This is a genomic window from Georhizobium profundi, from assembly GCF_003952725.1.
Lineage (GTDB): Bacteria > Pseudomonadota > Alphaproteobacteria > Rhizobiales > Rhizobiaceae > Georhizobium > Georhizobium profundi.
The window spans coordinates 3,809,847-3,835,701 of the sequence record NZ_CP032509.1 but is presented as its reverse complement, the minus strand read 5'-3'; the positions used below and the strand labels follow the sequence as shown (position 1 = coordinate 3,835,701).

Here is a 25,855-nt window from a genome sequence, read left to right as displayed (position 1 = left end):
CGCGCCACCCGCGCGACCGGCCACCAGGCAAGGCTGTAAGGAGACCGGAAATGGTCGCTCAATCTTATTTCGCCCGCATCACGCTCACGCTTGCGATGCTGGCAGCTCTCTTTTTCGCAGCGCCGATGGCCGGCGCGCAGGAACCCGTCAATCCAACGGCCCGCTCCGTGCAGGAACAGCAATTGCTGGAAGCGCTGCAGGGTGGTAACGCCATCTCGGGCCGCGTGTCGATCCCCGACCAGCGTGCCGCCGACCTGATCAAGCCGGAAGGCCGCAACTGGTCGGGCACGCACAATAGCACGGTCTACTGGACGACGACCGCCGTCGTTCTCGGCATGCTGGCTCTTCTGACCGTGTTTTATTTCGTGCGCGGACGCATCCGCCTCGAGCACGGCTTTGCCGGGCGCACGATCAAGCGATTCAATTCGTTCGAGCGTTTTGCGCACTGGCTGACCGCCGTGTGCTTCATCCTGCTGGCTCTGACCGGCCTCAACCTGATCTTCGGCCGATACGTGCTGATCCCGCTTTTCGGCGCGGACACGTTTGCCACGGCGACGCAACTCGGCAAGGTGGTTCACAACTACATCGCCTGGCCGTTCATGCTCGGCATCGCGATCATGCTGGTCGTCTGGATCAAGGACAACATCCCCGGCCGTATCGATCTCGACTGGATCAAGGCCGGCGGCGGTATGCTGAAGGGTGGCGGTCATCCGCCTGCCAAGCGCTTCAATGCCGGACAAAAGATCATCTTCTGGTCCGTCGTGCTCGGCGGAGCGGCCCTGTCCTTCACGGGCGTGCTCCTCCTCTTTCCGCAGCTGGCGGGCGAGCCCGGCAACTGGCAGCTGGCACAGCTGGCGCATGCGATCATCGCAGCCGTCATGACGGCCGTCATTCTGGCGCACATCTATATCGGTACGCTCGGCATGGAAGGCGCTTTCGATGCGATGGGCAGTGGGCAAGTGGATGTAAACTGGGCGCGCGAACACCATTCGCTCTGGGTCGCCGAGCGTGACACTGCAGTCGAAGGTGAGCCGCGCGGACACGTCGCTCCGGCGGAATAAGTCGCCCGCGGCGATGGTCTATTGATGAATGGAGGACCGTCGCGCGATGGTCCTCCGCAGTGATGGTATCGGTTGCGCGGGTGCAGCACCGATCTTGGGGGTTCGGTCAGTCCAGGCTTCGGTGCCTCATTGACCGCGAGAGGACACAGACCATGAAAACATTCCTTTTGGCTGCGATTACGGCTGGCGTTCTGGCCTATGGCGCCAATTTCATCCTGAACAGCAACTGGCAGGCAACGTCGGCCACCGCTTATACGACCTCCGGCGCGCGCGTTGGAGATCCGGGTGGAAATCTGGTCGGCGCCGACTGGCCTGCTGCGGCCGAATCCGAACGGGACAGCTAAGTTTTCTTCATCACGCCCGCACCGCCAAACAGGCGGTGCGGGCGCGGCCCTTTTGCGCTGCAGTAAATTTCACGCTCTGCAATGCTGCGGCGCGCATCGAAAGTCGAGCAAAGCTCCTTTCTATATTCTCTCCTACAAAATCGTTCCTGACTTTATTGTTGATTCAATCGGTTGAAGTAAATGATCGCCTTCGCCGTGAATTTTGTGCAGTGCAGCGATCTCTGCCTTTGTGTCTACGACTTTGGTTGCACTGCGTTTGGCGCGGAAAAGCCAGCGAAAATAGTTGATTGATCAGGGGCGATGACTATGATCGCCGCCAACAAGAAGAACAACGTGAACAGCTTGCTTGCTTCAATGGGAGAGAGAAATGACTTCAACAGATTCAAAGACCGTATCGCGCCGTCGGTTCCTTAAGGGCACTGCGGTCATCGGTGGTGCAGCTGCCGGTTCAACGCTCGCTGCGCCGGCCGTGCTCGCGCAGGCGCCGCTCGTCGTCCGCATGCAGACCTCGTGGCCATCCTCGGACATCTGGCAGGAAATGGCCCAGGATTACGCCGATCGCGTCGAGGCCATGTCCGGTGGTCGTCTCTCGATCGACCTTCTGCCAGCCGGCGCAGTCGTCGGCGCCTTCCAGGTGATGGACGGTGTTTCCGACGGTGTCATCGACATGGCACACTCGGTTTCGGCCTACTGGTACGGCAAGCACAAGGGTGCTTCCATGTTCGGAACGGGCCCGGTTCTCGGCGGAAACCCAACCACGCTGCTGTCCTGGTTCTACGCCGGTGGCGGTGACGAACTCTACCGCGAACTGACGCAGGACATCCTCGGTCTCGATGTGGTCGGCTTCCTCGGCATGCCGATGCCGGCGCAGCCCTTCGGCTGGTTCAAGAACGAAGTGAACACCGTCAGCGACATCCAGGGCTTCAAATACCGCACCGTGGGCTTGGCTGCCGATCTGCTGCAGGGCATGGGCATGAGCGTCGCGCAGCTTCCGGGCGGCGAAATCGTTCCCGCCATGGAGCGTGGCGTTATCGACGCGTTCGAATTCAACAACCCGACGTCTGACCGTCGCTTCGGCGCTCAGGACGTTGCCAAGAACTACTATCTCGCCTCCTATCACCAGGCGGCCGAGCAGTTCGAGTTCATCATCAACCGTCCGTTCTTCGAAGATCTCGACGAGGATCTGCGGGCGATCCTTCAGTATGCGGTCGAAGCATCGGCCACCGCCAACACCGCCAAGGCCCTCGACAATTACTCGCGCGACCTTGCCGAACTGCAGACCGGCGGCGTCACCGTTCACCGCACCTCGAGCGAAATCCTTCAGGCGCAGCTCGACGGCTGGGATCGGGTCATCGAAGAGCAGCTTGAGACCGACGAGTTCATCGCGCGCGTTCTGCAGAGCCAGCGCGATTGGGTCGAGCGCGTCACCTACTACGAGCTGATGAACGCGCCGGACTATCGTCTGGCCTACGATCATTACTTCCCGGGCAAGCTCGCCATCTAGTTCAATGCAATCTTGAAGATATCGAAGCCCGGCATCGTGTTCGCACCTTGCCGGGCTTCTTCAACCCACCTTCCGGGGAATCCCATGGTTCGGTTCATCAATTTCGCCGATGCGTTATCTGCATGGTTCGGCAAGGCTTTCGGCTGGCTGATCATCATGATGTCATTCGGAATGGGCTACGAAGTTCTGGTTCGATACATGTTCAACAGCCCGACGCCCTGGGCCTTCGACGTGTCGTTCATCATGTATGGCGCGCTGTTCATGATGGGCGGGGCCTACACACTGTCCCGTGGCGGGCACGTGCGGGGCGACTTCGTCTACCGGACATGGACGCCCAAGACCCAGGCGACGGTCGAGCTCGTTCTCTATTTCCTGTTCTTCTTTCCGGGCATCCTGGCTCTCATTCTCGCCGGTTGGAAATACGCCTCGCGCTCGTGGAGCTATGGCGAGGTCAGCATCAACAGCCCGGCCGGTATCCCGATCTACCAGTTCAAGACCATCATCGTCGCAGCCGGCATCCTTCTGTTCATTCAGGGTATCGCTCAGGTCTGCCGTTGCATCTTGTGCCGACGGGAAGGCTACTGGCGCGAGCCAGAAGAAGACGTGATGGAAACCGAACAACTCCTCGCGCGTGAAACCAATCCGAATCTCACTTCGGTCGATAAAACGCCAAGCGTTGGCCCCGATGGAGCGGCTCGATGACCGACCCCCAAATTGCAATCGCGATGCTGGGAATTTTTATTTTCCTGGTGTTCCTTGGATTTCCAATCGCCTTCACGCTTATGGCGATGGGCATCGGATTTGGCTACTACGCCTATTTCGATCCGTCCCGCATGTGGCGCACCTATAATCGCCTTGCGGAAGATGCGAGCATCTTCGAGCAGATACGCTTATGGATAGACGGGTTCTTCACGAACCGGATCTTCGACCTCTTCGTCAACCAGACTTATACGGTCATGTCGAACGAGGTTCTCACGGCGATCCCGCTGTTCCTGTTCATGGGCTACATCGTCGAGCGCGCGAATATCGTCGAGCGGCTGTTCACCACGCTGAACATCGCAGCCAAGAATATTCCAGGGTCGCTGGGCGTCGCGGCGCTCATCACCTGCATGTTCTTCGCGACTGCAACGGGCATCGTCGGCGCCGTTGTCACGCTGATGGGCCTGCTCGCACTGCCTGCCATGTTGCGCGCCCGCTATGACCACTCCTTCGCATCGGGCATCATCTGCGCCGGTGGAACGCTCGGCATCCTTATTCCGCCATCGATCATGCTGATCGTCTATGCGGCGGCATCTGGTGTCTCGATCGTCCGTCTTTATGCAGCCGCGCTTCTGCCTGGTCTGCTGCTCACGGGCCTTTACCTGATCTACGTCGTCAGCCGGTCGATCGCCCAGCCGCATGTCGCGCCGAAACCTGCGCCCGGTGAAATTCCGGAAGTGCCGCTCGGCAAGCTTCTGGTCATGGTGTTCACGTCATTCGTGCCGCTGGCTTTCCTCATCCTGTCGGTGTTGGGCTCCATCCTGTTTGGCTTGGCGACCCCGACGGAAGCGGCATCCATCGGTGCTTTGGGTGGCCTGTTTCTCGCCGTCGTCTACCGTGCGCTCACATGGCAGAGACTGCGGGAGTCCGTCTACCTCACCGTCCGCACGACGGCGATGGTGTGCTGGCTGTTCGTCGGCTCCTACACCTTCTCGTCGGTGTTCTCCTATCTCGGCGGTGAAAACCTGATCGCTCACTTCGTCGAAGGTCTGGACCTGAGCCCGGTGACCTTCCTCATCCTGGCGCAGCTCATCATCTTCCTTTTGGGTTGGCCGCTGGAGTGGTCGGAAATCATCATCATCTTCGTTCCGATCTTCCTGCCGTTGCTGGATCAGTTCGGCGTGGACCCACTCTTCTTCGGCGTTCTCGTGGCTCTGAACCTGCAGACATCGTTCCTGACACCACCGATGGCCATGTCCGCCTATTACTTGAAAGGCATAGCGCCTGCTCAAGTGAAGCTGACGGAGATCTTCAAGGGATGCATGCCATATCTCGTGATGGTCATCATCGCGATGGTGCTGGTCTACGTCTTCCCGCAAATCGTGTTCTGGCTGCCGGGTCTCGTCTATGGTTAAGCGTAAAGCAGCTCCCGAAGCATTGATTGCTTTGGGAGCAGTTGCCCTGCGAGATCGGCTGGCAAGCGGAGCTCTGCGGGCCGTCGATCTGGCTTCTGCCTGCCTCGAAGTAATTGCGGCGCGTGAGCCGGAGGTTCAGGCCTGGGCCTGGCTCGACTCCGACCACGTCTTGAAGCAAGCCGAAGCTCTCGATCTGAAGCGAAAACAAGGGCGTCCCATCGGGCCGCTTCACGGCTTGCCGGTTGGCCTGAAGGACATCATCGACACGGCCAAGATCCCTACGGAAAACGGCACGGCGCTTGATCGTGGGCGGGTTCCGCGGGAGGATGCCTTCATCGTCGCGCGCCTGAAGCAGGCGGGCGCCGTCATCATGGGCAAGACGGTCACGACCGAACTTGCCTTCCTGAACTCTGCCAAGACGACCAACCCGCACAATTCCGAGCACACACCCGGTGGGTCGTCGTCCGGATCCGCCGCAGCCGTTGCCGCCAACATGGTTCCGCTGTCGATCGGTACGCAAACCGGTGGCTCGATCATCCGGCCCGGCTCCTATTGCGGCGTCACCGCGTTCAAGCCGACTTTCGGCATGGTGCCGCGTACCGGCGTCCTGCGGTCTGCACCAACGCTCGATACAATCGGAGTTTACGGCCACTCGGTCGAAGATGCCGCGTTGCTCGCCGATGTGCTGGCGGGGCACGATCCTCTCGATCCTGCGACAAGCCCGATCCCTTCGCCGCGCCTTTACGAGACAGCCAGTGCCAAGCCGCCACTAAAGCCGGTCTTCGCCTTCGTCCGGCCGTTTGGCTGGGATCAGGCTGAGCCGGAAATGCAGGAGGCGGTGGTGGAGCTTGTGGAGTTCCTGGGCGAGCAGTGTTTCGAAGTCGCGCTCCCGAGGGCATTCGAAGAAGCGCTCCAGCAACACCGCACGATCTACGCCGCCGAGATGGCCAAATGGTATTACCCCTATGAAAAGCGCGGTGGAGATAATCTTCCGGCTTCCGTGAAGACGCTGATGAGCGAGGGCAAATCGCTGCCAGCGCGCGACTACATCGCCGCACTTGACTGGACGGCGCTGTTGAACGGTGCGCTCGGCGAAATCTTCGAACGGTGCGACGCCATGATCATGCCGGCGGCCACCGGCCCCGCGCCGAAGGGCTTTGAAACGACGGGCAATCCGATTTTCAACAGCGTGTGGACGCTTTGCGGCACACCTGCGGTCAGCATACCGATCTTTGCCGCCGGCAACGGCCTCCCGATGGGCCTGCAGCTGGTCGGACCACGCGACGGAGACGGCAGGCTGCTCAGGACCGCGCGCTGGCTTGTCGAGCACGTCAAACAGGCAGATGCTGCCTGATGTCGAAGAAAAGGGAAAGAAGTTCATGAGCAAGCTGGTGGCACTCATAGCGATCGTCGCGCTTTGCGCCTTTCTGGGCATCTTGCTGTTTGAAGTGCCGCGTCTGGATCTCGGTATTCTCATCGTCTTCACGTTGATTTTGGCCGTCTACGATTTCTTCAAGCCTTCCAATCGCGCCCGGTGAGCAAGCCATCGCTCCTCATCACGCGGCGGCTGACGGATGCCGTGCTTAAGCGTGCTGCGCGTGACTACGACGTACAGCTCAACGCAGACGACCATGTCTTCTCGCGCGAGGAACTGCTCGACCATTGCCAAAGCGTGGACGCGGTGCTGCCCTGCCACTCGGAGCGGTTCGACGCCGACGTGCTGGCGCAACTGCCCGATCGCCTGAAGATCATTGCCAACCATTCCGTCGGGACTGACCATGTCGACCTGAAGGCAGCGAAACAGCGCGGGATCGTCGTCACGAACACGCCCGACGTTTTGTCGGACGCAACGGCGGAAATCGCAATGTTGTGCATGCTGGGCGCCGCGCGGCGTGGCGCCGAGGGCAACCGCATGGTGCGTGAAGGCAAATGGAATTTCTGGTCGCCGGCTTTCATGGTGGGGCGTCAGGTCACCGGCAAGCGTTTTGCCGTGCTCGGCATGGGGCGCGTGGGGCAGGTGGCTGCCGAGCGCGCCCGTGGCTTCGGCATGGAGATTCACTACCACAATCGCCGCCGGCTCCCGGTCGAGCTGGAAAAGGGAGCGATCTTCCACGACAGCGTGGAATCGTTGCTGGCCGTGGCCGACGTGCTGTCGCTGCATTGCCCGACGACACCGGACAGCATCGATCTGATCAACGCCGAACGCTTGGCGCTGCTGCCGGACGGCGCGATCCTGGTCAATACGGCACGTGGCGCGCTGGTCGATGAGCGCGCGCTCGTCGAGGCGCTGAAATCAGGCAAATTGTTCGCGGCCGGACTGGACGTTTTCAAGGACGAACCGGGCGGCAACCCCGAGATTGCGGCCTTGGACAACGTGTTCCTGCTGCCTCATATCGGCTCGGCGACATTCGAGACGCGTGACGCGATGGGCAACCGTGCGTTGGATAATCTCGATGCATTTTTTGCGGGAAGGGAGCCGGCAGATCGCGTCGCTTGACGTTTCCTGCCGGCTCGACCCTCAGCAAAGACGCCCCCAGCCTCTCTGCCCAGCCCCCAAGCTGATGAGCAACAATGTTGTCGGATCGGGCTCAAAAGCAATGGGTTCAAACCCCAACGGGATCGATTTGGTTCAAAAGCTGCAAAGTTGCAACATGCGGCGTGCGCCCGTTCAGCTGGCAGTAACCATGATCGATCAGGAAACGCGCTCTACCGCGATTGCCGTTGCCTCGCCGCCGCCAATGCAGAGCGTCGCCACGCCCCTTTTCAGATCGTGGGTCTGGAGGGCGGCCAGCAAGGTGACGAGAATGCGCGCACCGGACGCGCCGATCGGGTGCCCAAGAGCGCAGGCGCCGCCATGGATGTTGACCTTCTCGTGAGGGAGGTCGAGCTCGTGCATCGCGGCCAAAGCGACGACGGCAAACGCTTCGTTGATCTCGTAGAGGTCGACGTCCCCCGCCTGCCAGCCGATCTTGTCGAGCAGCGACTGCACGGCACCCACGGGTGCCGTCGTGAACCATTGAGGCTGGCGTGCGTGGCCCGCGTGGCCGACGATGACCGCAAGCGGCGCGACGCCACGCTTCTCTGCCTCGGACCGCCGCATCAAGACGAGCGCCGCGCCACCATCCGAAATCGAGGATGAATTGGCAGCGGTTACGGTTCCGTCGCTGCGGAAGGCCGGCTTGAGCGACGGGATCTTGTCGGGACGGGCCTTGCCGGGCTGCTCGTCGATCGCAACGTTGCCCGCTTTGGTTTCGATGGGCACGATCTCGCCGTCGAAGCGCCCGGCCAGGATGGCAGCCTGCGCCCGTTCCAGCGACGCGAGCGCGTAGTCGTCCTGTGCCTTGCGGGTGAACTGATAGTGCTCCGCCGTATCCTCGGCAAAGGTCCCCATCAGCCGGCCCTTATCATAAGCATCTTCCAGGCCGTCCAGAAACATGTGGTCGACCATGCGGCCATGCCCGAGCCGGTAGCCGCTGCGCGCCTTGTCGAGCAGGTAGGGCGCGTTCGACATGCTCTCCATGCCGCCAGCGACCACAATGTTCGCGCTGCCGGCAACAATCAGATCGTGCCCGAGCATCACGCTTTTCATGCCGGACCCGCAGACCTTGCTGATCGTGGTTGCCGGCGTGCTCTCCGGAAGCCCAGCGCCGATCGACGCCTGGCGCGCTGGCGCCTGGCCGACGCCGGCTGAAAGAACGTTGCCCATCAGCACCTCGTCGATGTCGGCAGGCTCCAGGCCTGCACGTTCGACGGCCGCATGGATGGCAGTCGCGCCGAGCGCCGGTGCGGCAACGCTTGAAAGTTCGCCCTGGAAGCCACCCATCGGCGTGCGCGCCAGCGAAACGATCACGATCGGATCTGCAGTCATGTCTTCTCCAAGCACAGGCTACCCATTGGCTGAGAAGATAGACGCGGCGGCGCCGAGTGACCAGATGGCCTGGCGGGGCCAATCGTTGATGGTCAGGCGGCCTTGATCCGCTCCGCGAGCGCCAGGGCCGAGAGGCAAATGTCCTCGATCCGGTTCGTCGCCGTCCAGTCGCCGGTGGCTGCCAAGCCTTGCGTGGTATCGAGCCATGGACCGCTGCGCTGTCGCATGTCGGTGAAGGCTGCACCCCATCGATGCGCCTTCAGGAGCGCCGCCTCCGGGAGGTCGACGGGCAGCGAAGCCTTGAGCGCCGCATAGAGCAGCGGCGCAAGATTGGGGGCGGCGATGTCGACGTGGTGCCGCGACCAGTCGCTTTTCGTCTGCGCCACGAACGTGGTGACCGAACGGTCTCGGCCGGGCTTGGTGCTGTCGACGGACAGCCAGTCGAGCGGGCCATCGATGATGCGCGCTGCGATCCAGTCCTCGGTCCATGGTTGGTCGAAGGCCACCATCAAGGCATGGCATGGCCGCATGGCGACGTCCGTCATGAACGGCGTGTCCTTGCCTGCTGCCGGGAAAAGCATCCGGGCGTGGCGGGCGACCGATGCCGAGACAACGAGGTCGAAGTCGCCGAGCACTGTTCCCTCTGTATCGAGAAGGGTGTGAGGACCACTCTGCGAGGTGATGGGCGCGACATCGACGCCGCTTCTAAGGTCGACACCATCGGCCAGCGCCTTGGCGATGGCATTCATGCCCGGCACTGCAACGTAGTGAGTTTCGTTCGACCGGCGCGGTCCAAGCACCTTGCCGTGGGAAAGCGTCACGAGTGGTCCTCGCCACTCCTCGACCAGATTGCGGTGACGCAGCGGCTCGAGCCAGTCGGCGAATGCCCGGGTGCGAACGGTGAAGGACTGCGCCCCGTGGTCGAATGCATACCGGCCTTCCCGCCGCGTCGACATCCGCCCGCCGGCGCCGCGACCCTTCTCGAACACGGTGACGGCGAAATGCTCCTTGAGGGCATGGGCGAGCGTCAGCCCGCCGATGCCGGCACCAACGATGGCGATGCGTTTCATGCAGTCACTCCAAGCAGAATGCACGCCGTGGCGACGGCAGCGGTAATGGCGACGCGAAGCCGGAAGAACCAAGGAGGCAATATGCCGTCGCGGTAAAGCAACCGGTCGATCAGAAGCAGCGTGATGAAGACGGCGGCCAGGAGAATGAAGCCGAGCTGGGGTGCAACGAGGGCGCCGATCCACGCCAGCAGCGCCGTGACATTGCTTGCCACGAGCAGCGACGGTGCCATGCGCGGCGAAGCGAACAGCGCCGCGCCCCAGTGTATGCCCGAAACGAATGATGCGATGACCGCACCGTAAATCTGCACCGTCATCAGCCAAGCGCTGTCGCCGATCAGCACATCCAAGAGTCCCCCCGCATAAGGCAACCCGCCGGCGGCCGTGAGCCCGACGGCAATGAGGCGGGTTTGAGAGTCGTGGAGCGGAGGGTTGGCTGAACCTGTCTGCATGGCCGCATTACGCTGGGATGTGCAAGGTCGATCAGTCGGTTGACCGAATTTTCATCGTCACCGTGCAAGGCGCCGGATTCCGCCTGACTGCAGCGCACTTCTCCCGGTCGAAAATTGGTCCAAAAATTTCGGAACGGACCCGCTTGGCGTGCATTCTCCAGAAAACTGATGGGGAATGCGCCATGAAAAATCTACTCGCGATATTCGGAGGATTTACTGTTTCGCTCGGCATGTTTGTTGGTGGTCTCGCCGTCGCAACCTATTTCCTCGCAGTCGATCCAGTCGCCGAACCTGCCCGTGCCGGTGACGTTGCTGAAATCTGGACCCTCGAGCCGCGTCGCGTCGACACAGCTTCTCAGGATTACGAGCGGATCGGTGACCCGGTTGCGGCTCCCGATGAGGTGATGATGGCGATGGCCAGCACCGGCACGCTAACGGATGCCAGTTCACCGTCGCTCGACGGCGGAAGTGCTGACGGCTCCTACGAGATGGCGAGCCTTTCGGGCGACGTCGAGCTTGAGCAATCCGAGCCGACCGCACTGCCAGCTGCACACGTTGCCTGGTGCGCCAATCGCTACCGCTCCTATCGCGAAGAAACGAACACCTACCGGCCGTATAGCGGTGGTGAGCAGACATGCGTATCGCCCTATGCCGACGAGCAGGTCGGCGACCGATCCGGCGAGGCGGCTATTCAATCGGCCAGCATCTCAGGGATAGCCAGTGGTCTGAGTGCGAGCCATATCAGCGATTGCCAAAGCCGTTACCGTTCCTATCGCGTCTCCGACAATTCCTATCAGCCCTATGGTGGCGGCCCGCGCCGTCAATGCTGATGCAGAGGTTGACGGGTCGGCAGTAAAGCTCGGACCGTCAACTTCGCCAGAGCGAATTCTGCTCCTGCTGCATGATCAGCTGGGCAAGGTTTCGAAACTCGCTTTCGACGAAACGCTTGAAGCGCCGGATGGCTGGCCGCACCTCCATATCGCCTTTCGTCAGTATTCCAAGGCTTCGTTCGGGATGTCCGATCCGCACAGACAGCGCAGCCAGCATTTTTTGCCGACGTGCCATGAACACGACGGAATAGGGCAGAACGGTTAGGACATCCGACTGCGACAGGATGTTGGTGATCGATGCCAACGACCCACCCGAAAATGAAATCTTGAAATCCGTGACGCCGATCTCGCCCAGAACATGGCGCATGTCCTGGTAAAGCGGGCTCGAAGCAGGCGGGGCGATCCACGCATAGGGAGCGATGTCGGTCAGGCGCAACGGTCGCTTCATGAGGAGCGGATGGTTGATGCCGCAGGCGATGACATTGCGGCCCGGCAGGACCGGCTGGAATGAAAATCCGGCAGGAACCGCGGCGGGGTTCAATGGACAGACGGCGAGATCCAACGTGCCGGCATCGAGCAGGGACATCAGCTCGGCCGCATAGGCATAGGATTGCTCGATCCGCACCTGTGGGGAAGCGCGCTGGAACTCTGCGATGATCGATGACACCACCCCATCCATGAAGACTGGCGTTCCTCCGATGCGCACAATGCCGCGGTGTCCGGCCTTGTAAGTTCCGACGATCGCGGATGCGGTTTTGCCCGCCCCGCCGATCTTGCGGCCCTCGACGGCAAGTGCCTGGCAGAGTTCGGTCGGTACGAGCGGCCGCCGACCCTTTTCGAAGAGCGGTGCGCCTATGCGCTGTTCCAGCATCGCGACGGTGCGCGAGACGCTGGGTTGGGTGCGCCCAAGCGCCGTTGCGCCCTCAGTCAGGCCGCCCTGATCGACAATGGCAGCAATGATTTCGAGATGACGAGGGTCAAGTTTCATAGCAACGAGTTATGTTATGTACCGGCAAACTGATCAAGCTGGTATGTAGTTTACGCTAATGTTTACCCATGTGCTGGTTGGAGGACCGGCGCAGGAGGATCGGATGCATTTCCAGCCAGAATTCGCTTTCGAGGGCCAGCCGGTGCGCGTCCGCTTTGCGCCGGGTGTCCGTCGGTGCACGGGTGAGGAAATCGCTCGTCTCGGCTGCTCGCGCGCACTGGTGCTCTCGACCCCGCCGCAGGCGGATGCGGCCATGGAGATGGCGCAGGAAATCGGCGATGCGGCGGTCGGCGTCTTCACCAAAGCGGCCATGCACACGCCGGTCGCGATCACCGAGGAAGCCGTGCAGCATGCCCGTTACGTACGCGCCGATTGCGTCGTGGCGATCGGCGGCGGCTCGACGACCGGTCTCGGCAAGGCCATCGCACTGCGCACCGAACTCCCGCAGATCGTGATCCCCACCACCTATGCCGGTTCCGAGGTCACGGCGATCCTGGGCCAGACGGAAAAGGGCGAGAAGACCACAATCACCGATCCCAAGGTGCGGCCTGAAGTCGTGCTTTACGATGCCGAGCTGGTGCGCAGCCTGCCCGTCGCGATGACAGTGACGAGCGCGCTCAATGCCATGGCCCATGCCGTTGAAGGTCTCTATGCGCAAAACCGGAACCCGGTCTCGACGCTGATGGCGATCGAAGGGCTCGAAGCCTTCGCGGCGTCGCTGCCTGACGTCATGCGCAACCCGCACGATCTCGAAGCGCGCGGAGCGACGCTTTACGGGGCCTGGCTTTGCGGCACCGTGCTCGGCCAGGTCGGCATGGCGCTGCATCACAAGCTTTGCCACACGCTCGGCGGTTCGTTTGATCTGCCGCACGCCGAAACGCACGCGGTCGTGCTGGCCCATGCGATAGGCTTCAACGCGCGCGCCGCGGGTCGCGAGCTGGAACCCGTGTCGCGCATCTTCGGCGGCGATAGACCGGGGCAGGCGCTCTATGATTTTGCCAAATCGCTCGGTGCGCCGCTTGGCCTGCGCGAGATAGGCATGAAGGAGGCCGATCTCCCGCGCGCCGCCGATCTTGCTGCGGCCAAGCCCTACTGGAACCCGCAGCCCGTGAGCCGCGACGAGATCTTGAAATTGCTGGAGGCTGCCTGGGCAGGAGACCCGCCAGCTTTCTGACCGAACATCTTTGGCAAGTCATTTTTGGGAGGAGAACCAAACCATGATTACGCGTCGCACATTGTTGAAGGCGTCGGCCACGACCGGCCTGCTTGCCGCGGCAAGCAGCTTTCCCATGCCCGCAATCGCGCAGGGGGCGCGCATCAAGCTCGGCTATGTGAGCCCGCAGACCGGCCCGCTTGCCGCTTTTGCCGAGGCTGACAATTTCATCCTCGCGAACTTCGCAGAAAGCGCGGCCGCCGCTGATTTCGAGATCATCGTGCGCGACTCGCAGTCGAACCCGAACCGTGCCGCCGAAGTTGCCCAGGAACTCATCATCTCCGACGAGGTCGACCTGATGCTGGTCGCCTCCACGCCGGAAACGACGAACCCGGTGACGACGACCGCCGAGGCCGAAGGCATTCCGGTCATCTCGACCGTCGCGCCGTGGCAGCCCTGGTTCATCGGCCAGCAAGGAAACCCCGGTGCGCCGGACAGCTGGCGGCCTTTCGACTACGGCTTCCACTTCTTCTGGGGTCTGGAAGACGTCATCTCTGTCTTCACGGCCATGTGGAACCAGCTCGAGACCAACAAGACCGTCGGCGGTCTGTTCCCGAACGACGGTGACGGGAACGCCTGGGGCGATGCGCAGAACGGCTTCCCGCCGGTGCTGGCAAGTCAGGGCTTCACCCTCATCGATCCGGGCCGCTACCAGAATTTGACGGACGATTTCTCGGCGCAGATCAACGCGTTCCGGCAGGGCAATGTCGAGATCGTCACCGGCGTGCCGATCCCTCCCGATTTCACGACCTTCTGGACGCAGGCGCGCCAGCAGGGCTTCAACCCGAAGGCAGCGTCGATCGGCAAGGCGATCCTCTTCCCGCAGGCTGTCGAGGCGCTGGGCGATGCCGGGCACAATCTGTCGTCGGAAGTCTGGTGGTCGCCGAACCATCCGTTCAAGTCCTCGCTAAACGGCCTGTCCGCAGGTGAGGTCGCGGCCGCCTATACGGAAGCGACCAGCCGCCAGTGGACCCAGCCGATCGGCTTCGTCCATGCGCTCCTGGAACTTGCCGTCGACGCGATGGGCCGGACGAGCGATGTCGCCGATCGCGATGCGGTCGCCGAGGCCATCGCCGCATCCGACCTGCAGACGATCGTCGGCCGCATCGCTTTTGATGGGGCCGGCCTGCCGCCCTTTGCCCAGGCGAACGTGTCGAAGACCCCGCTTGTCGGTGGCCAGTGGCGCCTGCGCGATGGCGGTGGCTACGACCTCGTCATCGTCGACAACACCGGCCAGACGGACATCCCGACCGCCGGCACGATGGAAGCGATCGGCTGAATTGCAGACGCCCGGACGCATCGTGCGTCCGGGCATCAGGCCGGAAGGGCATCATGGCACTCATCTCGCTCGACAGGGTCAATCGAAGCTTCGGCGCGCTCACCGTTGCCGACGGCGTCACCTTCGACGTCGCGGAAGGCGAAGCCTTGGGCATCATCGGCCCGAATGGCGCGGGCAAGTCCACGCTCTTCAATCTGATCGCGGGCAACATCGCGCCCGATAGCGGCACGATCCGCTTCATGGGCGAAGATGTTACGAAGACGCCGGCCATGCGCCGCTGCATCGCCGGCATGGGCCGCTCCTTCCAGATTCCGCAGCCCTTTTCCAAGCTGACGGTGTTCGAAAACCTGCTGGTCGCCGGTGCCTTCGGGCGCAACCGGTCGGAGGCCGACGTTGCGCAGGATTGCGCCGAGGTGCTGCGCAAGACGGGGCTGCTCGCCAAGGCCAACACCGTTGCGGGCTCGCTCTCGCTTCTGGAGCGCAAGCGGCTCGAACTTGCCCGCGCGCTCGCGACCGATCCGAAGCTGCTTCTTCTCGATGAGATCGCTGGCGGCCTGACGGAAGGCGAATGCGGTGAGCTCGTGGAGACGATCAAGGCGATCCACGCGCAGGGCGTCACCATCATCTGGATCGAGCATGTGCTCCATGCGCTGAATTCGGTGGTGGAGCGCCTGCTGGTCCTGCATTTCGGCAAGGTCATCGGCATCGGCAAGCCGGAGGCGATCATGGCGTCGGCCGAAGTGCGCGAAATCTATCTGGGGATCGAGGTCTGATGGCACTTCTCTCCACCCACGGTCTCACCGCCCATTACGGCCAGTTCCAGGCGCTTTTCGGCGTCGATATTGAATTGGGGGAGGGCGAGTGCGTCGCGATCATCGGCTCGAATGGAGCGGGCAAGACGACGCTGATGCGCTCCATCTCCGGCGTCCTGCGCAACGCACCGGCCTCCGTGCGCCTGCGCGGCGAGGAGATCGGCGCGCTGCCCGCCGACGAAGTGATGAAGCGCGGCATCTCGATGGTGCCGGAGGGCAGGCGGCTCTTTCCGTCGCTGACCGTCGAGGAAAACCTCCTGATCGGCGGGCAAGTGCGAAAGGGCTCCGGCTATTGGACACTGGAGCGCATCTACGCGCTCTTCCCGATACTCGCCGAGCGCCGTCGCAATCCCGGAACGGCGCTCTCGGGCGGCCAGCAGCAGATGGTCGCGATCGGTCGCGCGCTGATGGCCAACCCGGATGTGCTTCTTTGCGACGAAATCTCGCTCGGGCTCGCGCCGGTCGTCATCAAGGACATCTACAAGGCCGTTCCGCTCATCCGCGAAAGCGGCGCCTCGATGATCATCGTCGAGCAGGATATTGGCCAGGCCCTGAAGGTTGCAGACCGGGTCTATTGCATGATTGAAGGCCGGGTCACACTGACCGGCCGCCCCGAGGAGCTGACGCGCGAGGCGATCCACGTCGCCTATTTCGGGGTGCAGCACGCATGAACTGGCTCGACACGATCGTGCAGGGCGTTCTGCTGGGCGGACTTTATGCTCTCTTCGCCGCGGGTTTGAGCCTCGTCTTCGGCATCATGCGGCTGGTCAATCTCGCCCATGGCGACCTGATCGTGCTCGCAGCCTATCTCATCCTCGTCATCGTCTCGGTGCTCGGCATCTCTCCGTTTCTTGCGGTCGCCATCGCGCTGCCGCTGATGTTTGCGATCGGTTACGTGCTGCAGCGCGTGGTGCTGAACCGCGTGCTCGGCGAGGACATCCTGCCGCCGCTACTCGTCACCTTCGGCATCTCGGTCGTGCTGCAGAACGCCATGCAGGAGGCTTTCTCGGCCGACACGCGCCGGCTGCCTCCGGGCGAGATGGGCACCGCCTCGCTGCAGGTCGCAGGCCTTAATGTCGGAGTCATGCCGCTCCTGACCTTCGCCTCGGCCGTCCTGGTAATCGTCGTCCTCAACCAGATATTCTATCGCACCGCGCTCGGCCGCGCCTTCCGCGCCACGTCGGACGACGCGACGACGGCAAGCCTCATGGGCATCCGCCCGTCGCGCATCTTTGCGCAGGCCACGGGGATCGCGCTGGTGATCGTTACGATCGCCGCGCTCTATCTCGGCATGCGTGCGAATTTCGATCCGTCGATCGGTCCAGCGCGTCTGATCTACGCCTTCGAGGCGGTCATCATCGGGGGCTCGGCTCGCTGTGGGGTACGCTGGCGGGCGGCGTCATCATCGGCGTCGCGCAGACGGTAGGAGCGGCGATCAATCCGGAATGGCAAATCCTGGCAGGCCACATTGCCTTCCTGCTGGTGCTGCTCGTCAAGCCGCGCGGGCTATTCCCACGGGCGGTGGATTGAGGGGCCGCATCATGACCATGCACGCAATGCCCGCCTACACCGTCGAAACCCGCACCCGCGCATCCACCATCGCCCTGGTGGTCGCTGTCCTCATCATCGCGGTCGCCATCGTGCTTCCCGCCTTTGCCTCGCGCCGCCTCGTTCAGGAGCTCTTCTTCATCCTGACCATGCTGACTCTCGCGCAGTTCTGGAACCTGCTTGCCGGCTACGGGGGGCTGGTTTCGATCGGCCAGCAGGCCTTCGTCGGCATCGGCGCCTACGCGCTGTTCGGCTCCGTCATCCTCGGTGCGGTTGATCCGCTGACGGCGATCCTGATCGGCGGCGTGGCCGCGCTCGTGCTCGCCGTGCCTTTCGCCTTTTTCGCCTTTCGCCTGAACGGCGCCTATTTTGCCATCGGCACCTGGGTGCTCGCCGAAGTCGTCCGCCTCTCGGTCGCGCAGTGGCGTGCGGTCGGCGGCGGCACCGGCACCTCGCTGCCGCGCGAGGCAACGGATGCCATCCCGTTTGTCGGCGCGATCGCGACGCTCTTCGACGTGCGCGACCCCGCAGCGCGCGACATCCTCGCCTACTGGCTGGCGCTGGCACTCGCGGTTGCAGCCATAGGCGGCATCTACTGGCTGCTCCGCACCAAGCGCGGTCTTGCGCTCGCAGCCATCCGCGACAATTCCGAAGCGGCGCGCTCCGTCGGTGTCGATGCCGCGCCCATCAAATGGTTCGTGTTCCTGACAGCCGCCTTCGGCACGGGCCTCTCCGGCGCGCTGATCTACCTGCAGAAGGCGCGTATTTCGCCGGACGCCGCCTTCTCGGTCAATGACTGGACGGCCTATGTCATCTTCATCGTCGTCATCGGCGGCATCGGCACGATCGAGGGGCCGATCATCGGCGTCATCGTATTCTTTCTGCTCCAGTCGATGCTGGCCCAACACGGTACCTGGTACCTGATCGCGCTCGGCACCATCGGCATCGTCGTGATGCTGTTTGCGCCCCGCGGCATATGGGGCCTGATCAGTGATCGCACCGGCTTGCAGCTCTTTCCCATCCGCCGGCGCCTCGTCGTCGGCGACATCGCACCCAAACCATCCGCCTCCAGGGAGGAATAGACATGGCTGACATCAGGACCGACGTGCTCGTGATCGGAACCGGCCCGGCGGGCTCGGCGACCGCGGCGCTGCTCTCGACCTATGGCGTCGAAAACATGGTGGTAAACCGCTATCGCTGGCTGGCCAACACGCCGCGCGCCCACATCACCAACCAGCGCACCATGGAAGTGCTGCGCGATCTCGGCCGCGAGGTCGAGGCGGAGGCCTATCTGCACTGCACCGAGCAGGAGCTGATGGGCGAGAACATCTTCTGCGAGAGCCTCGCCGGCGAGGAGATCGGCCGCATGAAGAGCTGGGGCAACCACCCGCTCTCGCGCGCCGAGCACCAGCTGTCCTCGCCCTGCATGATGAACGACCTGCCGCAGACCTACATGGAGCCGATCCTCTTCAAGACGGCTTGCTCGCGCGGCACGCAGCCGCGCATGTCGACGGAATATCTGCGCCACGAGCAGGATGCAGACGGCGTAACGACCACTTGCCTCGACCGGCTGACGGGCAAGGAAATCACCATCCGCTCGAAATATCTCGTCGGCGCCGATGGCGGCAATTCGCGCGTGGCCGAGCATGCCGGCCTGCCTTTCGAGGGCCAGATGGGCGTCGGCGGATCGATGAACATCCTTTTCCGCGCCGATCTCTCGCGCTATGTCGCGCACCGACCTTCGGTGCTCTACTGGGTCATGCAGCCCGGCGCCGATGTCGGCGGCATCGGCATGGGTCTCGTGCGCATGGTGCGGCCGTGGAATGAGTGGCTGATCGTCTGGGGCTACGACATCAACCAGCCCGCCCCGGTGGTCGACGACGCCTTTGCCACCGAAGTTGCGCGCCAGCTGGTCGGCGATCCGGAGCTTGAGATCGAGCTGATCTCGGCCAACACCTGGACCGTCAACAACATGTACGCGACCCACATGCAGAAGGGCCGCGTCTTCATCATGGGTGACGCCGCCCACCGGCATCCGCCATCGAACGGACTGGGATCAAACACCTCGATCCAGGACGGCTTCAACCTGGCCTGGAAGCTCGCCGCCGTGGTCAAGGGCCAAGCGGGTCCCGGCCTCCTCGAGACCTTCTCCGTTGAACGCGCGCCAATTGCCAAGCAGATCGTGACGCGCGCCAACCAGTCGATCGGCGAGTTCGGCCCGATCTTCGAGGCGCTCGGCATGACCGGCGGCACCGACGTCGAGAAGATCCAGGCCTCGATGGATGCGCGCTGCGACGCGACACCCCAGGCCGAGCGGCAGCGCGAAGCGATCCGCCAGGCGATCGCCTTCAAGAAGTACGAGTTCGATGCGCACGGCGTGGAGATGAACCAGCGGTACAAATCGAGCGCGGCGGTGACGGAAGGCCAGATGGAGCCGGCCTTCGAACTCGATTCCGAACTGCACTACCAGCCGACCACCTGGCCGGGTGCGCGCATTCCCCATTGCTGGATCTACGACCATGCCGGCAAGAAGCACTCGACGCTCGATCTCACCGGCAAGGGCCGCTTCACGATCCTCACCGGTATTTCCGGCGAAGGCTGGGCCGTTGCAGCGGCCAAGGCCGGCAAGGCGCTTGGCATCGACATCGCAACAGTCGTCATCGGCCCGCGCCGGGCTTTCGTCGACCATGAAGGCGAGTGGGCGCGTGCCCGTGAAGTGGGCGACAGTGGCTGCGTGCTCGTGCGGCCAGACCACCACGTCGCCTGGCGGGCCGAGGAGATGGTCGCCGACCCGGCGGGCGAACTGACGCGGGTGCTGTCGACCATCCTCGATCGAAACAGCATCGCGATGCGCCAGGCAGCGGAGTGACTTCGATGAGCGAAGAAACCGGTATCGACTATTTCACCGAAGCCCGTTCGGTGGAGGTCGTCAACACCCGCATGGCAGCTGACATCGATCCACGCCTGGCGACCGTGATGACCTCGCTCGTCAAGCACCTCCACGCCTTTGCCAAGGACGTGGAATTGACGCAGGGCGAATGGGCGACCGCGATCGACTTTCTGACGCGGACCGGCCAGATGTGCGACGGCAACCGGCAGGAATTCATCCTGCTGAGCGATGTGCTCGGCGTCTCCATGCTGGTCGACGCGATCAACCATCGCCGAGCCTCGGGCGCTACGGAAAACACCGTGCTTGGCCCGTTCCATGTTCCAGATGCGCCGCGCTACGACATGGGCGCGAATATCTGCCTCGACGGCAAGGGCGAGACCTGCCTGTTCGAAGGCAGGGTCGTCGATCTCGATGGCAAGCCCATCGAAGGTGCGACGATCGATGTCTGGTCCGACAATGCCGAGGGCTATTACGACGTCCAGCAGCCCGATATCCAGCCAAAGTGGAACAACCGCGGCATCTTCGTGGCCGGTGCGGACGGCACATACAGCTTTCGCGGCATTCGCCCGGTCTCCTATCCGATCCCCGACGACGGACCAGTCGGCCAGATGCTGAAGGCCCTTGGCCGCCACCCCAATCGCCCGGCGCACATGCACTTCATCGTGACTGCGCCCGGATACGAAACGATCGTCACCCACACCTTTGTCGAAGGGGACGAATGGCTGACATCGGACGCCGTCTTCGGTGTCAAGGCATCGCTCATCGCGGCGATCGAGAAAAATGCGCAGGGCGACACCGACTGGCGATCGACTTTTGATTTCGTGATGGAGAGGCAGGCCTGAAGCAGGCCCAATTCGCATGAGCGAAATTGATCTGACGCATCATCCGCAGACAAGCGTCGTGTCAGACTTGTCTTCCGAACAGCTAGAACGGGAGACCGACATGACGACCAACATGGGAACGATTGACCGCACGCTGCGCCTCATCGTGGCAGCCGCGCTCTTCTATGTGGCCCTTGTTTCTCAGTCTTTGGGTGATGGAGGAGTCTACTGGGTGTCGATCGCCATCGCGACGATTTTTGCAGTAACGGCGCTGGTCGGCACATGCCCACTCTACAGCCTGCTGGGCATCAAGACGTCACGGACAGTTTGATCGATCGCGAAACGGACTGGATCCGGAGAAGATTAGGCAGGGCCGGTTCAATCGCCGGCCCCGCAGGTTTGGACAATCGGATCAGGCTGCTTTCGCGGGCAGCGTGATCGCCTTGATGTTCACGAATTCCTTCATGCCGAAGCCGCCGTGCTCGCGGCCATAGCCGGACGCCTTGACGCCACCGAAGGGCATTTCCGGCGTCGCGACGTTGAAGTTGTTGATGAACACCATGCCCGTGTCGAAATGGTCGCGGGCGAGCTCGAGCGCACGAGCCTCATCCTTGGAGAAGATGCCGCCGCCTAGGCCATAACGGCTGTCATTGGCGATGCGCATCGCGTCCTCGTCATCCTTGGCGCGGATGATCGAAGCCACCGGTCCAAACAGCTCGTCATCATAGGCAGGCTGGCCGGGCGCAACATCGACGAGAACCGTCGCGGGATAGAAGAAGCCGTCCTGCTTTGGCACTTCGCCGCCGGTAAGGCAGCGCGCGCCATTGTCGATGCTCTTCTTGACCTGTTCGTGCAGCTCATCGCGCAAATCTTCGCGCGACATGGGCCCGAGACCCGTCGCTTTCTCGTTCGGGTCGCCGAGATCGATGCTCTTCATCTTCTCGACATAACGTTCGACGAAAGCATCGTGGATCGCGTCGACCACGACAAACCGCTTGGCGTTCACGCAGGTCTGGCCGTTGTTGTAGATGCGGCCCTGAACGCAGGTCTCGACGGCGAGTTCGAGATCGGCATCGGACAGAACCACATAGGCATCGTTCGATCCAAGCTCGAGCACGGTCTTTTTCAGCTCGCTGCCGGCCTTTTCGGCGACCGCGCGTCCGGCCTTCTCGCTGCCGGTCAGTGTCACGCCCCGAACCAGCTTTTGTTCGATCAGGGTGTTGGACTGGTCATGGTCGATGATCATAACGGTGAAGAGCCCCTTGGGCAGGCCGGCGTCCTCGAAAATGTCGCGCAGCATCAGGCCCGAGCCCGTGCAGATTTCGGCATGCTTGAGCAGCACGCCGTTGCCGGCCATGAGGTTTGCGATCGCATACCGCACGACTTGGTACGCCGGAAAGTTCCAGGGCTGGATTCCGTAGATGACGCCGATCGGGCTGTAGTTGACCACACCGCGACGCCCGTCGTTGAGCGCGCGTTCCTCGTCGGCCAGCGCTTCCGGACCCTTTTTTGCCGTCCAGCGGCAGATCGCAGCGCAAAGCGCCACCTCGTCGCGGCTGTCCTTCAGCAACTTGCCGGTCTCGTCGGTCATCAACTGAGCGAGCGCGTCGGTCGACTGCTCCAGCCGGTCGGCAATGGCCGAGATGATCTTGGCGCGATCGGCCAGCGGCCGCAGGCGCCATTGGTCGAATGCTGCATGACAGGCTTCGAGCGCTGAAGTCATCTCATGGTCCGTCATGTAGGTGTAGCTGTCGATTTCCTGGCCCGTGAGCGGATTGACGGTTTTGATCGTGCGGTCGTTCATGAAGTCTCCATTGTATCGACCAGCCGGCAAGCAATCACAGACGGGCCGTCCTTCGTGTCGGGGTGGGTGAGCAACACGAAGGGCTTCAAACGGTTCCAGCAAAGCTCGCCCACCACTTTTGCGCGTATGCGGGGTACACGAATGCTTGCGGTGCCACGGGGCGGGGTAGGGAGCCTCAACAACGAGAAGCGGCGCGCTCTTCACGAACGCGCCGTCTCGTAGGCCTCAGAAGGCGTATTTCGTTGAAGTCAATTCGCGGCGATCTGTGGGCTTAGAACTGGACGCCGCGCGTCAGTGCCCCATCGATAACCAGATTGGTTCCGGTGATGAAGCTCGCGGCGGGGCTGGCGAGGAACGCGGTGCCGTTCGCGATTTCCTGCGCCGTCGCCATCCGCCCTGTCGGGTTCAGGCCGAGCGCGGTCTTGAACAACTCTGGATTGCCGGTCTCGATCTGCTGCCAGATACCGCCTTCGAAATAGGTGTTGCCGGGCGATACCGAATTGGCGCGGATCATCTTGCCGGCGAGCTGATAGGCGAGCCCCTGCGTATAGTGGATGATCGCCGCTTTCATTGTGCCGTAGGGGCCAGCGGCAAAGTCGATCTCGCGGCCCGAGACACTCGAAATCGTGATGATCGATGCCTTGCCGCTCTGCTCGAGATACGGCATTGCCGCATCGACCAGATTGACTGTACCGAGCATGTCCGTCTCGAACGACTTGCGCCAGCTTTCCTCATCCGGCCCGATGGAGAGCGCGCTCACATTGGCGATGACGATATCGACGCCGCCCAACTCTGAGGCGACGGAAGCGACGAAATCCCGAAGCGCAGGGCCGTCCGACACGTCGACAGCCGACCCTGTCGCGCGAACGCCCTTTGCTTTCAACGCCTGAACCGTCGGATCGATGTCGCCGGCGCTGCGCGCGCAGATTGCGACGTCGGCACCTTCGGCTGCCAGTGTTTCGGCGATTGCCCTGCCAATGCCCTTGGTGCCGCCGGTGACGATGGCGCGCAGTCCCTTCAAGCCCAGATCCATGATGATCTCCCTCTGAAAATGTTCTGATTTTGATGGTTCGGTTCCTGCATCGAGAGCGCCGACGCGAGGCGCGGGCTCTGGTGCGGACGGCACAGCGTTGGGCCGATGACGGATGCAAGTCGCAGCCGCAATCCGGGTAATGTCCGCGAAATCGCCCATGGAAGCAAGTGTCGCCTGGCGCGCATTTTCGCTGCAAATCTTACCCAAGGGTTGCTTGACAAGATCACGATGTTGCGAGAAGCTGAATATTAGGCGCAGAGCAAGGATGCTCAATTTTGCGCCAAAGCTTTCACATCAGGATAATGGCGATGCCGCCCGCAGCACATGTGCTGGCGGGCTATTTTTGTTTTGGGATTGCGAATGACGGTTCCGACATACCCGATTGGCATACTCGTTTCGACGACCGGTACCTATGGCACCGTCGGACGCTCCATGCTGAACGGCGCATTGCTCGCCTGCGCCGAAGTGAATGCCGACGGCGCCATCAGGCTCGAGCCTGTGCACCGCGATCCAGCCGGGCAGCCGGCAGCCTATGCGGACGCGGCCCAGGCGATGATCGATGAAGGGATGCGCCATATCGTCGGCTGCTACACCTCGTCGAGCCGCAAGGAGGTCATACCGCTCGTCGAGAAGCACGATGCGCTGCTCTGGTATCCGACCCATTACGAAGGCTTCGAGAGCTCGACCAACGTCGTCTACACCGGTGCTGCACCCAATCACCATATGTCGCCGCTGGTGGACTATCTGATCGACAATCACGGCGCCCGGGCGTTCTGCGTCGGTTCGAACTACATCTGGGCCTGGGAAAGCAACCGCATCCTGCGCGACTGCATCCACGCCAAGGGCGGCGTAACGATTGCGGAGCGCTATCTGGCTGTCGGCGAATGCGATGTCGACCAGGTGATCGACATGATCTTCGAAAGCGAGCCGGACTTCGTGTTCAACACATTGATCGGCGGCTCGGCCTACGCGTTCTTCGAGAAATTCCGCCGTGCCTGCGTCGAGCGCGGCATCGACCAGGTCGCCCGCTACCCGGTCGCCAGCTGCAATCTCTCCGAACCCGACCTGTCGGAAATCGCCGTCGACTGCCGTGACGGCCATCTAAGCTCCAGCGTCTATTTCGCCACGCTTGAAAGCGCGGAAAACACGCGCTTCGTCGAAAATTATCGCGCTCGGTTCCCACAAGGGCCGGCGATCTCTGCTGAAGGCGAGGCGGCCTATATCGCAACCCATTTGCTCGCCAAGGCGCTTGCGATTGCCGGATCGGAGGCGTGTGGCGATGTCTATGCCGCCGTCGCAGGTCTCGCCATGCAGGCGCCACAGGGCCGGGTCGCGATTGACCGCGAGACCCACCACGCCTTCCTCACGCCACGCCTCGGCCGGTCGCGAGCCGACGGCGCCTTCGACATCGTTGCCGAAGCGCGCGCGGCCGTTCGGCCCGACCCCTACATGGTGCGCGCGTCGCAGCCCCTGCAGCAAGCTCCCGCCGTTTCACCTCAAGGACGATCCACAGGGCCCACCCAAAGGCCCAATCTGAGGCCGCATTTGAGGATTGTGCCATGACCGCTCCCCGCTTCGTGCAGAATTTCAGTCAATGCCGGGCGACCATCGTATCGCGCGATGCCCGCGCGCTCGACATGCTCGAACGCACTTTGATGAAGCTCGGCCTGTCGGTCTCCTATGCGGTGCTGGAGGGCGACAAGGCCAATCTCGGCGCGGAAACGCTCGAAGCTGGGCGGGACATTCTCTTCGTCGATGGCGATCTCGACAGCCCGCTCGATATTCCCGTCACCACGGTCGGAGAGAACCCGATCGTGCCGGTGGTTGGTCTCATCGGCGTCGAGGCGCCCAGCCGCCTGCGGCAGCTCGTGCAGATGGGCGCCAGCGCCTATCTTCGCAAGCCTGTCCATGGCGCGACGGTCTATTCCGCACTGGTGCTCGGCGTAAACGCGTTCAACCGCAAGCAGACGCTCGAACAGTGCCTGGAAACGCACGAAACGCGGCGGCGCCAGCGCCGTTACGTCATCAAGGCGGTCATCGAAATCATGCGGTCCGACAATGTGGACGACGACGAAGCCTACGCGCGGCTTCGCCGGATGAGCATGCGCAACCGCGTGAGCGTGGAAGACTTCTGCGAACACTTCGTCCGGATGCGGGCGATGGTGAACCCGCGCGATTCAAGCCCCGACAGAAGGCGCGAGATCGCGACGTAAAACCCCAAGAGGAG

25 protein-coding genes and 1 pseudogene are annotated in these 25,855 nt (G+C 62.6%); 20 read left to right on the top strand and 6 right to left on the bottom strand.

Translation table 11 applies throughout. The features are described 5' to 3' along the window. Positions 1-50 precede the first annotated feature (50 nt). The 8 genes from D5400_RS18510 (at position 51) to D5400_RS18480 (ending at position 7,520) form a co-directional block, all read left to right on the top strand. Positions 51-1,061 (top strand): formate dehydrogenase subunit gamma, encoded by a 1,011-nt coding sequence (locus D5400_RS18510; protein ID WP_210210785.1) that lies wholly within the window; start codon positions 51-53, stop codon positions 1,059-1,061. Between the two features lie 152 nt (positions 1,062-1,213). Further along, the gene (locus tag D5400_RS18505) at positions 1,214-1,405 is read left to right on the top strand and encodes a hypothetical protein (protein ID WP_126011544.1); all 192 of its coding nucleotides are present in this window, start codon (positions 1,214-1,216) and stop codon (positions 1,403-1,405) included. A 367-nt stretch (positions 1,406-1,772) separates the two neighbouring features. After that, the gene (locus D5400_RS18500; protein WP_126011542.1) at positions 1,773-2,909 is read left to right on the top strand and encodes a TRAP transporter substrate-binding protein; all 1,137 of its coding nucleotides are present in this window, start codon (positions 1,773-1,775) and stop codon (positions 2,907-2,909) included. Positions 2,910-2,993: 84 nt separating this feature from the next. Next, positions 2,994-3,611 (top strand): TRAP transporter small permease subunit, encoded by a 618-nt coding sequence (locus tag D5400_RS18495; protein ID WP_126011540.1) that lies wholly within the window; start codon positions 2,994-2,996, stop codon positions 3,609-3,611. Further along, positions 3,608-5,023, top strand: coding sequence for a TRAP transporter large permease (locus tag D5400_RS18490; RefSeq protein ID WP_126011538.1), 1,416 nt, complete (start codon positions 3,608-3,610; stop codon positions 5,021-5,023). Before D5400_RS18495 ends, D5400_RS18490 begins: the two co-directional genes overlap by 4 nt. Further along, entirely contained in the window at positions 5,016-6,377 is a 1,362-nt protein-coding gene (locus tag D5400_RS18485) for an amidase (protein ID WP_126011536.1), read from the top strand. Before D5400_RS18490 ends, D5400_RS18485 begins: the two co-directional genes overlap by 8 nt. A gap of 25 nt (positions 6,378-6,402) precedes the next feature. Continuing rightward, on the top strand, positions 6,403-6,561 hold the full coding sequence (locus tag D5400_RS21310) for a hypothetical protein (RefSeq protein WP_164527952.1): 159 nt from the start codon (positions 6,403-6,405) through the stop codon (positions 6,559-6,561). Continuing rightward, complete coding sequence (locus D5400_RS18480) at positions 6,558-7,520, top strand: 2-hydroxyacid dehydrogenase (protein ID WP_126011534.1); 963 nt, start codon at positions 6,558-6,560, stop codon at positions 7,518-7,520. The genes D5400_RS21310 and D5400_RS18480 overlap by 4 nt, the downstream gene beginning before the upstream one ends. Before the next feature lie 195 nt (positions 7,521-7,715). Here D5400_RS18480 and D5400_RS18475 read toward each other — a convergent pair whose 3' ends face one another. From D5400_RS18475 to D5400_RS18465, 3 genes are all read right to left on the bottom strand, one after another. Next, complete coding sequence (locus D5400_RS18475) at positions 7,716-8,891, bottom strand: acetyl-CoA C-acyltransferase (RefSeq protein ID WP_126011532.1); 1,176 nt, start codon at positions 8,889-8,891, stop codon at positions 7,716-7,718. A 92-nt stretch (positions 8,892-8,983) separates the two neighbouring features. Next, entirely contained in the window at positions 8,984-9,961 is a 978-nt protein-coding gene (locus D5400_RS18470; RefSeq protein ID WP_126011530.1) for an NAD(P)/FAD-dependent oxidoreductase, read from the bottom strand. Continuing rightward, the gene (locus D5400_RS18465; protein ID WP_126011528.1) at positions 9,958-10,410 is read right to left on the bottom strand and encodes a DUF3429 domain-containing protein; all 453 of its coding nucleotides are present in this window, start codon (positions 10,408-10,410) and stop codon (positions 9,958-9,960) included. Before D5400_RS18465 ends, D5400_RS18470 begins: the two co-directional genes overlap by 4 nt. A gap of 182 nt (positions 10,411-10,592) precedes the next feature. On the opposite strand from D5400_RS18465, the gene D5400_RS21655 reads away from it, so the two are divergent. After that, positions 10,593-11,240: a BA14K family protein gene (locus D5400_RS21655; protein ID WP_245451354.1), complete on the top strand. Its 648-nt coding sequence runs from the start codon at positions 10,593-10,595 to the stop codon at positions 11,238-11,240. Positions 11,241-11,277: 37 nt separating this feature from the next. Here D5400_RS21655 and D5400_RS18455 read toward each other — a convergent pair whose 3' ends face one another. Continuing rightward, a complete protein-coding gene (locus tag D5400_RS18455) occupies positions 11,278-12,228 on the bottom strand; it encodes a LysR family transcriptional regulator (RefSeq protein WP_126011526.1) in 951 nt (316 codons plus the stop codon). A 103-nt stretch (positions 12,229-12,331) separates the two neighbouring features. On the opposite strand from D5400_RS18455, the gene D5400_RS18450 reads away from it, so the two are divergent. From D5400_RS18450 to D5400_RS18410, 9 genes and pseudogenes are all read left to right on the top strand, one after another. Next, positions 12,332-13,402, top strand: coding sequence for a maleylacetate reductase (locus D5400_RS18450; protein WP_126011524.1), 1,071 nt, complete (start codon positions 12,332-12,334; stop codon positions 13,400-13,402). Between the two features lie 43 nt (positions 13,403-13,445). After that, entirely contained in the window at positions 13,446-14,720 is a 1,275-nt protein-coding gene (locus D5400_RS18445; RefSeq protein WP_126011522.1) for an ABC transporter substrate-binding protein, read from the top strand. A gap of 53 nt (positions 14,721-14,773) precedes the next feature. Beyond that, positions 14,774-15,493: an ABC transporter ATP-binding protein gene (locus D5400_RS18440; protein WP_126011520.1), complete on the top strand. Its 720-nt coding sequence runs from the start codon at positions 14,774-14,776 to the stop codon at positions 15,491-15,493. Beyond that, positions 15,493-16,203, top strand: a complete 711-nt coding sequence (locus tag D5400_RS18435) for an ABC transporter ATP-binding protein (protein ID WP_126011518.1) — start codon at positions 15,493-15,495, stop codon at positions 16,201-16,203. Before D5400_RS18440 ends, D5400_RS18435 begins: the two co-directional genes overlap by 1 nt. Then, positions 16,200-17,062, top strand: a pseudogene (locus D5400_RS18430) (branched-chain amino acid ABC transporter permease). Before D5400_RS18435 ends, D5400_RS18430 begins: the two are co-directional and overlap by 4 nt. A gap of 11 nt (positions 17,063-17,073) precedes the next feature. Beyond that, the gene (locus D5400_RS18425; RefSeq protein WP_126011516.1) at positions 17,074-18,162 is read left to right on the top strand and encodes a branched-chain amino acid ABC transporter permease; all 1,089 of its coding nucleotides are present in this window, start codon (positions 17,074-17,076) and stop codon (positions 18,160-18,162) included. A 2-nt stretch (positions 18,163-18,164) separates the two neighbouring features. Next, positions 18,165-19,949: an FAD-dependent oxidoreductase gene (locus D5400_RS18420; protein ID WP_126011514.1), complete on the top strand. Its 1,785-nt coding sequence runs from the start codon at positions 18,165-18,167 to the stop codon at positions 19,947-19,949. 5 nt (positions 19,950-19,954) lie between these two features. Next, the gene (locus tag D5400_RS18415; protein ID WP_126011512.1) at positions 19,955-20,812 is read left to right on the top strand and encodes an intradiol ring-cleavage dioxygenase; all 858 of its coding nucleotides are present in this window, start codon (positions 19,955-19,957) and stop codon (positions 20,810-20,812) included. A gap of 16 nt (positions 20,813-20,828) precedes the next feature. Next, positions 20,829-21,122, top strand: a complete 294-nt coding sequence (locus tag D5400_RS18410; protein ID WP_245451353.1) for a YgaP family membrane protein — start codon at positions 20,829-20,831, stop codon at positions 21,120-21,122. 81 nt (positions 21,123-21,203) lie between these two features. On the opposite strand, the gene D5400_RS18405 is transcribed toward D5400_RS18410, so the two are convergent. Beyond that, positions 21,204-22,595 (bottom strand): NAD-dependent succinate-semialdehyde dehydrogenase, encoded by a 1,392-nt coding sequence (locus D5400_RS18405; RefSeq protein WP_126011510.1) that lies wholly within the window; start codon positions 22,593-22,595, stop codon positions 21,204-21,206. Between the two features lie 271 nt (positions 22,596-22,866). Next, positions 22,867-23,628, bottom strand: coding sequence for an SDR family NAD(P)-dependent oxidoreductase (locus D5400_RS18400; protein ID WP_126011508.1), 762 nt, complete (start codon positions 23,626-23,628; stop codon positions 22,867-22,869). Positions 23,629-23,988: 360 nt separating this feature from the next. On the opposite strand from D5400_RS18400, the gene D5400_RS18395 reads away from it, so the two are divergent. Continuing rightward, a complete protein-coding gene (locus D5400_RS18395; protein ID WP_126011506.1) occupies positions 23,989-25,191 on the top strand; it encodes a transporter substrate-binding domain-containing protein in 1,203 nt (400 codons plus the stop codon). After that, a complete protein-coding gene (locus D5400_RS18390) occupies positions 25,188-25,841 on the top strand; it encodes an ANTAR domain-containing response regulator (RefSeq protein WP_126011504.1) in 654 nt (217 codons plus the stop codon). The genes D5400_RS18395 and D5400_RS18390 overlap by 4 nt, the downstream gene beginning before the upstream one ends. Positions 25,842-25,855: the final 14 nt, after the last annotated feature.